Here is a 13,511-nt window from a genome sequence, read left to right as displayed (position 1 = left end):
TAGACCTCCCCGCCCGCCAGTGCGACTAGACTTAGGCCCCATGCAGCACCGATTCTTTGAAGTAGATGTCTTCGCCACTGGGCCGTTTACCGGTAATCCCCTCGCCGTGGTTGCGGATGCCGATGACTTGAGCACCGAAGAGATGCAGCGTATCGCGCACTGGACCAATTTCTCTGAGACGACGTTCCTGTGCTCGCCTACAGATCCAGGCGCGGACTACCGCGTGCGAATCTTCACCCCGTACGAAGAGTTCCCCTTCGCAGGTCACCCCACGCTGGGCAGTGCGCGCGTCGCGGCGGAGCTATTAGGAAAGAGCGGGACCCTGATTCAGGAATGCGGTGTCGGGTTAGTCACCGTGCGCCAAGACGAAGGCCGTTTCGCCTTCGCTACCCCGCCCTTGCTGCGCCACGGGGAGCTCAGTGAGGCTGAGCGCTCCGAAGCAGCCGCCGTACTCGGAATCGACGAAGAGAACATCGTTGACTCCGGCTGGGTGGACAACGGGCCTGGCTGGCGCTTGGTCCAGCTCGAGTCTGCTGAAGCCGTGCGGAAGCTTCGCCCCACACCCACCCCCGGCGTCAAAGTCGGCGTGGTCGGCCTCACCGGGGATGTGGAACCGGCCTACGAGGTTCGCGCCATCACCGGGCAATTCGAGGACCCCGTCACCGGTTCCTTCAACGGCGGCGCTGCCCAGTTCCTCCGCGCCAAGGGCGCCGTTCCTGCCCGCTATACCGCGGCACAGGGCAGTCAGGTAGGCCGCGATGGCCGCGTCTTTATCGACGATGACGGGGACGAGCTCTGGGTAGGCGGCAACGTCCACGTTCGCGTGCGCGGAACCCTGGGGTCCCGCGATGACTGAGCAGTCCCTGCCTTTTGAGCTGCACAATGACTTTGCCCAACGCTTGCCACAGATGGTCAGGGCAACCCGCGGGGAAGAACAGCCAGCACCACGAATCGTGGCGCTCAATGAGCACCTAGCCGCTAAGCTCGGCCTCGACCCAGACTGGCTGCGCAGTGAGGACGGAATAGAGTTCCTCCTCGGCCGCGGAGCAGTCACTCCCCACGCGATGGCCTATGCGGGCTTTCAATTCGGACAATATAACCCGGCAATGGGTGACGGCCGCGCCCTGCTCTTGGGCGAAGTCACCGGCCCCACCGCCTCTCACAACCCCTCGGGCCTGTGGGATCTGCATGCCAAGGGCACGGGGCTGACTCCCTACTCGCGTTATGGCTCTGATGGACGCGGCACGCTGCGCTCAATGTTGCGTGAGTATCTCTTTTCCGAGTCGATACACGCCCTAGGTGTGCCCACCACGCGCTCGCTGGCGGTCCTCGCCACTGGGCGCCCCATCCAGCGCCAAATGGTGGAAGAGGCAGGGGTCCTCGTGCGGGTGGCCGCAAGCCACATCCGTGTCGGATCCTTCCACTTTGCCGCGCACTCGCAGGTGCCCGGGCTACTCGAACAGCTCGCCGCCTACACCAGTGAACGCCACTACCCCGGCGCCGACTGCCAGGAGCTATTCACGCACGTCATGGAGGCACAAGCCGCGACGGTCGCCGGGTGGATGCAGCTGGGTTTTATTCACGGCGTGATGAACACCGATAACACCACGTTATCGGGCGAAACCATTGACTACGGCCCCTGCGCGTTCATGGAAAGCTATGACCCCAACACCTGGTTTAGCTCCATCGATACGCAGGGCCGCTACCGTTTTGGGCGCCAGCCCGACATGCTGGGATGGAACCTTGCGCGGTTGGCGGAGTCACTGCTGCCGCTTTTCGACGACTCCCCTGACATCGCCCTCACCTGGGCTCAAGAGGCTATCGATACCTTTGGCGAACGTTATGAGAGGGCCCGCCGCCGAGAGGCACAGCGTCGCCTGCAGATGCCCGACGAGCTTTTCCAGGAGTACAGCGCTGCCCTCGCAGAGGCCGCCCCGGACCTGACACAGGCCAACCGCAGCCTCGTCAACGCCGTGGCAGGCGAACCTGCGGCAGCCTATGAGAAGTTCGAGGATAGGAGTTTCGTTGATGCCTACTGCACAAGTGGCCCTGACATCAAGCTCCTAGACCAGACCGTACCGCGCGTGATTCCCCGGCCGCGGCTGGTCGAAAGCGCTCTGGGCGATGCCGAAGAGTTCGCCCGTCTCCTGCACGCCACCACGCATCCTTTTAATGCTGCGCCGGAGTATGAGCAGCCCGGCGGTACGGAAGGCTATCTCACCTTCTGCGGAACCTAGGAGCCTAAAGCGCAGAAACAGAAGGAAACACACCACCGCCCCGAGGTCTCCGTAGGAAAGGAAACGGAGTCTCGGGGCGGCGGTGCGTCTCTATCTTTCACTGCCACGCTCCCGGTCGGTTTCTCAGGCCGACCGCCCCGCGCGGCTGGGGTTCTCTCTATCTCTCTCGCATGCGCTCTCTCAAACGCACAACATCATTATGGGGCGTTGTCCTTGGTGAAGCGTTCCGGTGCACTGAACACTTCCTGCCAATTACTGAGAATAACCTGCGAGGCAAGCACCTACGAGCCGAAAGGAGAAACTACTTGGACTCAAGCTGCAGCGTCTTCTGCGTGTACTCCCACATCTCGTTGTAGAGCTTCTTGTCCTTGGAGAGCTTGGTGCCGTAGGACGGAATCATTTCCTGAATCTTATCGCCCCACTGGATCATGTGCTCACCGAAGCAGCGCTCCAGCAGCTCCACCATGATGGCCGGGGTGATGGAAGCACCCGGGGAAGCGCCGAGCAGGCCGGCGATGTTGCCCTCAGGGTTATTGATGAGGGTGGTACCGAACTCCAAGGAGCCGAACTGCGGTGCACCCGCCGGCTTAATCACCTGGACACGCTGGCCGGCGATGACAGTCTCCCAATCAGCCGGGTCAGCGCTCGGGACATATTCCTTCAGGGTTTCAACGCGCTTGTCGAAGTCCTTGAGGACCTCGGTCACCAGGTACTTGGTCAGACCAAACTCCTGTGCTGCCACGCCCAGGTAAGAGGTGATGTTGTCCGGACGGATGGACTTAAACAGGTCCAGGTAGGAGCCCTTCTTCAGGAACTTCGGGGACCAGCCACCGTAGGGGCCAAACAACAGGCCTTCTTCACCGTCGATGACACGGGTATCCAGGTGCGGCACGGACATCGGCGGAGCGCCCACAGCAGCCTTGCCATACACCTTGGCGTGGTGCTGCTTGACAAGTTCCGGGTTTTTGGAACGCAGCCACAGGCCCGAAACCGGGAAACCGGCGAAACCAGAAACCTCACGGACACCAGCCTTACGCAGCAGGTCGAGTGCGTAACCGCCGGCGCCTACGAAGACAAACTTGGCGTGGACAGCCTGGTAGTCACCGGTGTGGAGGTTCTTTGCCACCACGCGCCACTTGGATCCCTCACGCTTGATATCAACGACCTCGTGGCCATAACGGATCTCGGTACCGGCAGCCTTAGCGGCAGTGAAGAACTGCTTAGCCAGGGCGCCAAAGTTGACGTCGGTGCCCGCCTCGGTCCAAGAGATGGCAACCTTCTGGGAGTTGAAGTCACGACCCTGGGACATCAGGGGCAGCTTCTCCTGGAAGGTGGCGTCATCGTCGCTGAACTGCATGTTCGGGAACATGTGGTTATCCTTCAGCGCGTCGAAACGGCGCTTCAGGTAATCCACCTGGATGGAGCCCTGCGCAAAGGACACATGCGGGACTGGGTTGATGAAGGCCTTCGGGTCCGTCAGGATGCCGTTGTCGAGCTGGTGGGACCAGAACTGGCGAGAAACCTGAAACTTCTCATTGATGTTCAAAGCCTTGGAGATATCAATGCGGCCATTTTTCTCCGGGGTGTAGTTCAGCTCGCACAGCGCGGAGTGGCCAGTACCGGCGTTGTTCCACGGCGAAGAGGACTCAAGGGCAGGTCCATCTAGGCGCTCGAAGACCATTTGGGTCCAGCTAGGCTCGAGCTCACGCAGCATGGCGCCGAGGGTGGCGCTCATAATACCTGCACCAATGAGTGCGACCTCAACCTCGTCTACTACTTGTGCTGTCTTCTTATCGGAGGACACTGTACTTATTACCTCTTTGAGTCGATATATTCGTTGTGGTCAAGTGCCCGGCGCATGTGGGTGCACAGGGCGCGGTGAGAAGCGCTCGACGATGCTAGGAAGCAAACCGGCATACAGACCTCCCCTGCGAGAGGTCCGTCAAGCATTGACTCCACCTTACGCCCCTCGCCGCAAAATAGGCATTCCTGGGAGAATAAATGCCCGAATCCGAGCCCATTACCCCATTCGTGGTGCAGGACATCTGCCGCTAGCGCTCCGCCCCGCCCGACGTACCTGGCTGCACGGCCTATTATGAGCTCCATGACATATGACGAACTCGAATGGACAGAAGATTTCCTCGGGCCCGATTTCCAAACCACCACCCTTGAACTCGGCGCCGACCCTGATGGCGAGGGCGATGTGTGCGCGACGCTCGTGCGCTACTGTCCCGACACGGATGCCCACGATGACCGCCCCGCCTTGGTGTGGGTCCATGGCATGACGGACTACTTCTTCCACGAACACGTAGCGCGCTATTTCTACGAGCTCGGCTATGCCTTTTATGCTCTCGACTTGCGCAAGTGCGGGCGCTCCCGAAGGAGCGGCCAAACCTGGCATTACATCAGCGATATGAAGTATTACGACGCCGACCTCAACGCGGCTCTCGACGCCCTCCCCAACCAGCGTGTCGTCATCATGGGCCACTCCACCGCCGGCACCATCATCGCACTCTGGCTGGATCGCCTCCGCCGCCAGGACCGCGACCGCTTCAACCGTATCTCCGGCGTCGTCTTCAACAGCCCCTGGTTGGCCATGATGGGAATGGCGGATAAAACTTATGAGCTGCTCAAGAACGTAATCTACGCCGGCGCTGCTATCGCCCCAAGGTTCCCGATTCCCGGAGGCGATCTCACTGCCTACGGGGAATCTATCCATTCCAAAGAGCAGGGTGACTGGGATTTCGACCGTCGCTTCAAGCCACTGGGCGGGCATCCGAAATACTTGGGCTGGGTAGCAGCGGTCTTCCATGGCTTCGACGCGATCCATTCCGGCCGCATCGACATGGGACTCCCGCTGCTGACCATGACTTCAGGGCGTTCCGAGCTCAATCAGCCCTATAGCGAATCCACTAACACCGCCGATGTTGTCGTGGACGTACGCCAAAGCCAGCGATGGGCCAAGGAGCTCAGCGCTCGCTATACGCTCCACATTGTAAATAATGGGCGCCACGATCTCTTTCTTTCCCGCCCCGAACCGCTGCAGGAAGCCCTCTCCACCACCGCGGAATGGCTGCGCACCGTGGTCCCAGTTGAGACGGTTTAGACTCGCTCACCTCGCGCTTTTCAACCTGCAGGAGTTGCGGCTAGGCAGCCTCTAGAATGGTCGGCATGACTTCCGCACAGCACTTTGACCTCGTCATCATCGGCACCGGGTCGGGAAATTCAATCCCCTCTCCTGAGTTCGACGATAAATCCATCGCCATCATCGAAAAGGGAACCTTCGGCGGAACCTGTCTCAACGTGGGCTGCATTCCGACGAAGATGTACGTCTACGCCGCCGACGTTGCACTCGCCGCGCGCGAGGCAACCCGTCTTGGGCTCAGCGCGCACGTGGATGCTGTGGATTGGGAGGGCATTGTCGAGCGCGTGTTCCACAACCGCATTGATCAGATCGCCCGCGGCGGCGAAGAGTACCGCCGTGGCGAGGAAACGCCCAATATTACAGTCTTTGATCAACACGCTCGGTTCATCGGACCGAAAACCCTGCAGGCCGGCGATGACATCATCACCGGTGACAACATTGTTATTGCTACCGGCTCACGCCCTGTACTGCCCGAACCTTATGCCAGCTCTTCCGTGCCAGTCCACACCAACGAGGACATCATGCGGCTTGAGAAGCAGCCGCGCAGCCTCATCGTGGTCGGTGGCGGCTACATCGCCATGGAATTTGCCCACGTTTTCGACGGCCTGGGTACCGAAGTGACCGTGGTCAACCGTTCGGAGAAGTTCCTCCGTTTCCTCGACGAGGACCTAAGCTCCCGGTTCAACGACATCGCACGCGAGCGTTTCGACGTCCGCATTGGCACTGCCACAGAACTAGAAGAAACCGAAGACGGTGTTCGCCTTACGTTGGATAGCGGTGATGTCGTGGAGGCAGAAGCCATCCTCGTGGCCACCGGCCGCCAACCCAATGGCGATCAGATGGATCTTTCTAACAGCGGCATTGAAATGCACGACGACGGGCGCATCAAGGTCGACGAGTTTGGTCGCACCACCTGCGAGGGCGTGTGGGCTCTCGGCGATGTCTCCTCCCCCTACATGCTCAAGCACGTAGCCAATGCGGAGCAACGGGCGGTACAGCACAACCTGTTGCACACAGACGATCTTCAGCCAATGCCGCATGAGCACGTCCCCGCGGCTGTCTTCACCCACCCACAAATTGCGACGGTAGGACTTACTGAGGCACAAGCCCGCGAAGAGGGCTATGACGTCACGGTGAAGGTGCAGAACTTTGGCGACGTTGCCTATGGCTGGGCCATGGAAGACACAACGGGCATCTGCAAGCTCGTCGCCGATCGGTCCACCGGCAAGCTCCTCGGCGCCCACCTAATGGGCCCACAAGCCTCCACTCTTATCCAGCAGTTGATCACTGCCATGGCCTACAGCCTTGATATGCGCGAGTTCGCCCGCTCTCAATACTGGATCCACCCGGCACTGCCGGAAGTAGTCGAAAACGCGGTTTTGGGACTAGAGTGGCGGGAGTGAAAGTTACATTTCAAACTATGATGTTTTTCACATTTCCATCGGATCAAATCTGCCAAAACTCTGAATTCCACTACACATAACGCTTTACGCCGATAACATCCCCCAGCAACCTTTTAGAGTTTCACCCATTTCGGGGGTGGTAGACGTTGAGACTTAAAAGAAGGCTCAAACTGACGTGCATTTTGTCTGGTCGTTGGCTACTTTAGTTACGGACACTGGAAAGAGCCGATACTCTCTAGCGGCTCAGTGTGTTTTGGGGATACCAAACTAATCCCTATCCCTTGTAAAACAAGGCCTTCCAGCTCGGAGGCCTTGCACGTACGACACTAAGGACTTTTGATATGCGTATCCGCAATGCAGCCATCGCCGGCGTAACCGCTCTCGCCGTTGCCTTCGGCGGCACCACCGTCGCTTCCGCTGCTGACCCTGTTCAGCAGCGCGATCACTCCGTTACCGTTGAGGATCAGAACCCGTCCAAGACCGCTCAGGGCGGCAAGGACGACAACGGCAAGACCGGCGGCTCCCTGTCTTCCGACCTCGGCAAGAAGCTTGAGGGCGACAAGGCAGCTAACGGCGTTGCTATCTTCGGCTCCTCCAAGGACTTCTCCGGCCAGCCGGCATGGGCAAAGGTCTTCTACGGCGTAACCGTTTTTGCTGGCCTCGGCGCTCTGCTCGGCACCATCATCGGCCCCGTATACAACTTCTTCGTACACGGCCCGTCCCTCTAAGCAACAGCCACACGGCTTCACCAAAACTTCCGAAAGGTAATTTTCACAATGCGTAACTTCCGCACCGCAGCCGTTGCTGCTGCTACCGCTGTCACCGTAGCGTTCGGCGGCACCGCCGTTGCCTCCGCAGAGACCAACAACAACGAGGGCACCTCTTCCTTCTCCTCTTCCTCCAGCTCCCTGACTCAGCTGGGCAAGAAGTGGGGCGCATGGGAAGAGGGCGAGGACGGCAAGCCTGTCGTTACCCCTGACAACCAGGTCACCGGCGAGGACATGTTCGGCACCGAGACCTCCGACAAAATTCCGGACTGGGCTTCCTACTGGAAGAAGGGCACCATCGCCCTGGGCATCTCCTCCGTTATCGGCGCTGTCATTGGCGCCTACAACTACGCTGTTTACAACGGCATCATCCCGGCACACGTGCTGGACCCGATCTTCCGCCGCTAATTAAGTTGCGGGCGTGCTGACTTACTCAGCACGCTTAATCAGCGCCCATTTCTCTTTAAGGGGATGGGCGCTTTTGCATGCCATGCCACCATCGCGACAGCGGGAGACTTCGTGCCGCCTACGTTTTTCGCTTCGCGCGCTCCCCTTCGGAAGAACTAAGCCCTCCGCCTCACCGTGACTACACGGGAAGCGGAGGGCGTTGTTTTCTTCTTTGGAAGTGTTTAAGCGCTCGGCGCTTAAACGTCGGCGCTTAAACGCTAGGCCTCATCTGGCAAGGTGAGGATCTCGTTGCCATCATCGGTGATGACGATGGTGTGCTCGAACTGGGCTGTGAACTTTCCATCGGTGTTCTGGACGGTCCAACCGTTATCCCAAATCTCATAGTCCAGCGAGCCCAGGTTAATCATCGGCTCGATGGTCAAGGTCATTCCAGGCTCGAGGATGTCACGGTAGGTCATGGAATCGTAGTGCAGCACAACCAGCCCGTTGTGGAAGGTGGGGCCTACGCCGTGGCCCGTGAAGTCAGTGACCACGTTGTAGCCAAAACGGTGAGCATAAGACTCAATGACGCGTCCGATGACGTTAATCTCACGGCCGGGCTTTGCTGCCTTAATGCCGCGCATCATCGCTTCCTTGGTGCGCTCCACCAGCAGCTTGTGTTCCTCGGTGACGTTACCCGCGAGGAATGTAGCGTTCGTATCGCCGTGGACACCATTCTTGAACGCTGTGACGTCAATATTGACGATGTCACCGTCCTCAATCACCGTGGTATCCGGAATGCCGTGGCAGACAATCTCGTTGAGGGAGACGCAGCAGGATTTCGGAAAACCCAGGTATCCCAGCGTCGACGGGTATGCGCCGTGGTCACACATGTACTCGTGCGCAACGCGGTCAATCTCATCCGTGGTGACACCGGGCGCCACAGCCTTTCCCGCCTCCTGAAGGGCGTTGGCAGCAATCCGGGAGGCCTCACGCATGGCTTCAATAACCTCCGGGGTCTGCACGAATGGCTCGCCCTGAGCTTCCTGAACCGTGTCCTTCCACACGTACTCGGGGCGCTCAATATCCTTCGGTACCTTGCGGATTGGGGTATCTTTTTCTTGTTTCAGCATCGCGCGCTTAGTCATAACTACTCATGTTAGCCCTCTTGCCCAGCACCCGACAAAGAGCACCAACGACGCCCTAACGAGCGCGCCTTACTGTTCTTGTGCGGGAGGAACCTCGCCGTGGCCTTCCGCGCGTAGGGCGTCCAGACGCTGCAAGAAATTATCAGTGATGTTGACCGAAATCGTCGAGCCACCGCCCAGAACGACAAGCGTTGCGAAAGCAATGTCATCATCCCGGAATCCGGTGAACCAGGCGTGCGAGCCGCCGTTGATTTCCGCCTCACCAGTCTTGCCGTAGACAGTCCCCTGGGCCTGCATTCCTGCGGCGGTACCGCTCGCCACTACCTGGCGCATCATGTCACGCACTTGAGCCAAGGTTTCCTCGCTAGGCGCGGGGACCTCCTCCGAAACCTTGGTTTCGCGTGACTCAATGAGCGTCGGCGTCGGGGTCTTGCCTGCCGCAACTGTCGAAGAGACAAGCGCCATGCCAAAGGGAGACACAAGGTCCAGGCCCTGACCATAGCCAGCTTCCGTGCGCTCCAGAGGAGTCTCACCCTCGGGGACGGAGCCGGTGAGCGTCGACAGTCCCGGTACCTCATAGTCGATGCCCAGGCCATATTGCTTGCCCACGTCGCGCAGCTCTCCCTTCGGAAGGTCCGTCGAAATCTGCGCGAAAGTGGTGTTACAGGATTGCGCGAAGGCTTGGCGCAGCGGCACCGAGCCCAGGGAAAAGCCGTTGTAGTTGGTCACGGTTCGCCCATACAGGTCCATGGTTCCGGGGCACGGCACGATGGAGTCTGGCGAAAGGCCTTGCTTGTCGACGCCCGCCGAAGCCGTAATGATCTTAAACACCGAACCGGGAGGGAACTGGCCTTGGAGGGCAATATCACCCTTCTTATCTGCCTCCGGGGTTTGGGCCACGGCAAGAATCTCGCCCGTCGAAGGGCGCATGGCCACGATCATGGCTTCATACTCGGGGCGCAGATTGACCGCTTCTTGCGCAGCACGCTGGACGTCATAGTCCAGCGATACTTTGACGGAAGGGGCTGCCTCGGGTTCGTGATACTCGACGTCGGAAAGCGCGGCGCCGTGCTCGTTGACTACCGAGACAGACCAGCCATTAGTCCCGTCGACTTCCTCAGAGACCATCGCCCGCACGCGGGCGAGGATATCCGGGGCCAAACCAGTATCGCGCGTGATAAGCGCGGATTCCTCGTTGAAGCGAATCCCCTTCTGGTTCTCCAGTACCGGGCGCAGCCGCGCTGCTTGAGACTCATTGAGCATGGTGACCGAGTAAGCACCATCGACCTCTTCGAGGTTTTTGGCGAGCTCCCCAGAATCAATTTCGGGGAAGGAATCATCCTCCCGGTGCGCCTGGCTCAGCGCGCCGGATACTTTTGCGGCAACGGGGCGGGGATCATCCACCACGTCGGTGTCGACGACGAGCCGGTATTGCAAACCCGGAGACATCAGCTCCACGCCATCAGAGGAGACCACGCCAGCGCGTTTCGGTGCGATCGATCGCAGCTCAAGGTGCTGGTGCGCACCGAGGTCAGGGTGGATGATGCTGGGCTGCCAGCGCACGGTCCAGTCCTTATCCTTGCGTGTCAAGGCCATAGACGTGTCATAGCGCAAGGAACGGTTGCGCGGCAGAGTCCACGTCACTGAATAGTGCGCGGTCGCCTTGGCTTCCTCTTGCTCAACGTCGGTCAATTCAACGTCGAGACCCTCTGCTTGCAGGCCCGCGAAGGTTGCGTCGAGGGTGTTCGTGGCCGTGGTGCTGTCATCAACGAGCTGTGTTAGGTCCTCATTGTTGCGGGTTTCCATGTCTTCTAGGAATTGCTCGGCAACTGGGCGTGCGGACACCGGCTTGGGGGTGCATCCCACCAAAGACGACGCCGCGATGCTTGCCGCACCGAGCAGCGCCACGAACTTCTTCATGGTTGGGCAGCGTAGCAGCCGAGGGCGGCCCGACGGCCGCCCCACACCGCAGATGGGCTACTTGGTAACGCGGACCTCAGCCTTGGCGCCTTCGACGGCTTCCAGGCCCTGCTCTTCTGCCAGACGCATTGCCTCTTCGATGAGCGTTTCCACAATCTTGGATTCTGGAACGGTCTTGATGACCTCACCCTTGACGAAGATCTGGCCCTTACCGTTACCGGAAGCTACGCCAAGGTCAGCATCGCGGGCTTCGCCCGGACCGTTCACCACGCAGCCCATGACGGCCACGCGCAGCGGGAATTCCATACCGTCAAGGCCCTCGGTGACCTCGTTGGCCAGCTTGTACACGTCCACCTGCGCGCGACCACAGGACGGGCAGGAGACAATCTCCAGCTTGCGCGGGCGCAAGTTAAGCGACTGCAGAATCTGGTCACCAACCTTGATCTCTTCGACCGGGTCCGCGGACAAAGACACGCGGATGGTGTCACCGATACCTTCGGCAAGCAGGGCACCGAAAGCGACCGAAGACTTGATGGTGCCCTGGAATGCGGGGCCGGCCTCGGTAACGCCGAGGTGCAGCGGGTAGTCGCACTGAGCGGCGAGCTGGCGGTAGGCCTCCACCATGACGACCGGGTCGTTGTGCTTGACGGAAATAGCAATATCGCCGTATCCGTGCTCCTCGAAGAGGCTAGCCTCCCACAGTGCGGACTCAACGAGAGCCTCTGGGGTGGCCTTGCCGTACTTCTCCATGATGCGCTTGTCCAGGGAGCCGGCGTTGACGCCGATGCGAATCGGGATGCCGGCATCACCAGCCGCCTTCGCGACCTCCTTGACGCGGCCATCAAATTCCTTGATGTTGCCCGGGTTAACGCGGACAGCGGCACAGCCGGCATCGATGGCGGCGAAGATGTACTTGGGCTGGAAGTGAATATCGGCGATCACCGGGATCGGGGACTTCTGCGCAATCGCCGGCAAAGCCTCCGCGTCCACCGTCTTCGGGCAAGCCACGCGAACGATGTCGCAGCCGCTCGCGGTCAGCTGTGCAATCTGCTGAAGGGTGGCATTGACGTCATGCGTCTTCGTCGTGGTCATCGACTGCACGGAGATGGGGTGGTCAGAGCCCACGCCCACCTGGCCAACCATGAGCTGACGCGTCTTGCGGCGCGGCGCCAAGGTAGGAGGTGGGCCGTCGGGGATACCAAGACCGATAGGGGTCGACATGTGTGCTCCTTGCTAATTGGGTTTTAACGCCCCTACTCTAGCACCGCATACGGCAGCTGGAGCACTAGCCAAACAGCCGAATTGGGTTGACCACGTCCGCAATCATGATGAGCGCACCCACCGCCATCAGAACGAAAGCCAACACATAGGTCACCGGCATGAGCTTGGTGTAATCCGCGGGCCCCTTCGGTTCCTTACCCATGAGGCGACGCAGGGCGTCGCGGATCTTCTCATAAATGATGACGGCGATATGGCCGCCATCGAACGGCGGGAGTGGGATGAGGTTGAACAACGCGAGGAAGAAATTGAGGGTGGCCAGCATCATAAAGAAGGTGGACCACAGACTGCGCTCCACCAGCTCGCCGCCCACGCGGGAGGCACCCACCACGGACATCGGCCCGTTGACATCACGTTCCTGCCCGAAGATAGAAGCCACCACACCCGGAATCTTTGCCGGGAATTGGGCGATGCCCTGGACAGTAGCGTTCAAGGCATATCCCGAGTAACGCGCGGTGGCCGGGAAGGCATCGACGAAGGAGTAGGTCTCCCTGATATCGATAATCTGGTTGGTCATGCCAATGGCGCCGACCTTCACCAGCTGTCCCTCCGCGTTGAGCCGGGTCACTGTTGCAAGAGTGATATCGAAATCACGCGGCTCGCTATCGCGTTCGACGGTAAGGGTGACGGTGTCACCGGGGTAGTTCATGACGGTATCGCGAAGCTGCGCAAAGGAGTCCATGGTCTCGCCGTTCAGCGCGACAACAATATCCCCCGGCTCCACGCCCGCTTCGCCAGCTGGGCCCAGCCCCTGGCAGGGTTCCAATTCGCCCTCAGCATTCTGGTTCACGGCACAGGAGACCTCCCCTACACGTGGACGAACATCCGCGTCTGGGTTGGGCAAGCCCGTGGTCATAGCAATGATCAGCAGGATAATGAATCCCAACAGCAGGTTGACCGTAATACCGCCGGCCAGAACGATGATCCGCTGCCACGCCGGCTTCTTGTACATGGCATAGGGCTCTTCCTCCTCCGTAAGGAACTCATCCTGTGCCGTCATGCCCGCGATATCGCAGAAGCCGCCCACCGGAAAAGCTGCAAGGCCGTATTCGGTGTGGCCACGTGTAAAGGATGCGACGCGCGGCCCAAAGCCGATGAAGTAGCGCCGCACTCGCATCCCAAAGGCACGGGCGGTAAACATGTGGCCCGCCTCGTGTAAGGCAACAGTGATGCCGATCCCCACGGCGAAGAGGATTATACCGAGCACATTGGCCATAATTTAGGGG

General features: G+C 59.9%; 11 protein-coding genes. 6 read left to right on the top strand and 5 right to left on the bottom strand.

The genetic code is table 11. The features are described from left to right. The first annotated feature begins 40 nt into the window (after positions 1 to 40). A complete protein-coding gene (locus HMPREF2743_RS11810; RefSeq protein ID WP_070818849.1) occupies positions 41 to 856 on the top strand; it encodes a PhzF family phenazine biosynthesis protein in 816 nt (271 codons plus the stop codon). After that, positions 849 to 2,237 (top strand): protein adenylyltransferase SelO family protein, encoded by a 1,389-nt coding sequence (locus HMPREF2743_RS11805; RefSeq protein WP_070527053.1) that lies wholly within the window; start codon positions 849 to 851, stop codon positions 2,235 to 2,237. Before HMPREF2743_RS11810 ends, HMPREF2743_RS11805 begins: the two co-directional genes overlap by 8 nt. 301 nt (positions 2,238 to 2,538) lie before the next feature. Here HMPREF2743_RS11805 and mqo read toward each other — a convergent pair whose 3' ends face one another. Beyond that, on the bottom strand, positions 2,539 to 4,041 hold the full coding sequence (gene mqo / locus HMPREF2743_RS11800; protein ID WP_070527049.1) for a malate dehydrogenase (quinone): 1,503 nt from the start codon (positions 4,039 to 4,041) through the stop codon (positions 2,539 to 2,541). A gap of 300 nt (positions 4,042 to 4,341) precedes the next feature. On the opposite strand from mqo, the gene HMPREF2743_RS11795 reads away from it, so the two are divergent. From HMPREF2743_RS11795 to HMPREF2743_RS11780, 4 genes are all read left to right on the top strand, one after another. Continuing rightward, positions 4,342 to 5,343 (top strand): alpha/beta hydrolase, encoded by a 1,002-nt coding sequence (locus tag HMPREF2743_RS11795; RefSeq protein WP_210398342.1) that lies wholly within the window; start codon positions 4,342 to 4,344, stop codon positions 5,341 to 5,343. A gap of 56 nt (positions 5,344 to 5,399) precedes the next feature. Further along, positions 5,400 to 6,785 carry a mycothione reductase gene (gene mtr / locus HMPREF2743_RS11790; RefSeq protein WP_070818848.1) on the top strand — a complete coding sequence of 462 codons (1,386 nt, stop codon included), beginning with the start codon at positions 5,400 to 5,402 and terminating at the stop codon, positions 6,783 to 6,785. Positions 6,786 to 7,126: 341 nt separating this feature from the next. After that, entirely contained in the window at positions 7,127 to 7,513 is a 387-nt protein-coding gene (locus tag HMPREF2743_RS11785; protein ID WP_070818847.1) for a hypothetical protein, read from the top strand. Between the two features lie 48 nt (positions 7,514 to 7,561). After that, the gene (locus tag HMPREF2743_RS11780) at positions 7,562 to 7,960 is read left to right on the top strand and encodes a hypothetical protein (RefSeq protein WP_070527037.1); all 399 of its coding nucleotides are present in this window, start codon (positions 7,562 to 7,564) and stop codon (positions 7,958 to 7,960) included. Between the two features lie 257 nt (positions 7,961 to 8,217). On the opposite strand, the gene map is transcribed toward HMPREF2743_RS11780, so the two are convergent. The 4 genes from map to HMPREF2743_RS11760 form a co-directional block, all read right to left on the bottom strand. Then, positions 8,218 to 9,087, bottom strand: a complete 870-nt coding sequence (map, locus tag HMPREF2743_RS11775; RefSeq protein ID WP_070527034.1) for a type I methionyl aminopeptidase — start codon at positions 9,085 to 9,087, stop codon at positions 8,218 to 8,220. Between the two features lie 69 nt (positions 9,088 to 9,156). Then, positions 9,157 to 11,007 (bottom strand): penicillin-binding transpeptidase domain-containing protein, encoded by a 1,851-nt coding sequence (locus HMPREF2743_RS11770; RefSeq protein ID WP_070744851.1) that lies wholly within the window; start codon positions 11,005 to 11,007, stop codon positions 9,157 to 9,159. A 57-nt stretch (positions 11,008 to 11,064) separates the two neighbouring features. Then, positions 11,065 to 12,228, bottom strand: a complete 1,164-nt coding sequence (gene ispG, locus HMPREF2743_RS11765; RefSeq protein ID WP_070744853.1) for a flavodoxin-dependent (E)-4-hydroxy-3-methylbut-2-enyl-diphosphate synthase — start codon at positions 12,226 to 12,228, stop codon at positions 11,065 to 11,067. Between the two features lie 64 nt (positions 12,229 to 12,292). Then, the gene (locus HMPREF2743_RS11760; RefSeq protein ID WP_070744855.1) at positions 12,293 to 13,501 is read right to left on the bottom strand and encodes a M50 family metallopeptidase; all 1,209 of its coding nucleotides are present in this window, start codon (positions 13,499 to 13,501) and stop codon (positions 12,293 to 12,295) included. Positions 13,502 to 13,511 lie beyond the last annotated feature (10 nt).

The organism is Corynebacterium sp. HMSC036D02 (genome assembly GCF_001836165.1).
In the GTDB taxonomy this organism is placed as follows: Bacteria; Actinomycetota; Actinomycetes; order Mycobacteriales; family Mycobacteriaceae; genus Corynebacterium.
The sequence above is the reverse complement of the archived record's forward strand: the minus strand, read 5'-3'. Positions and strand labels throughout refer to the sequence as shown.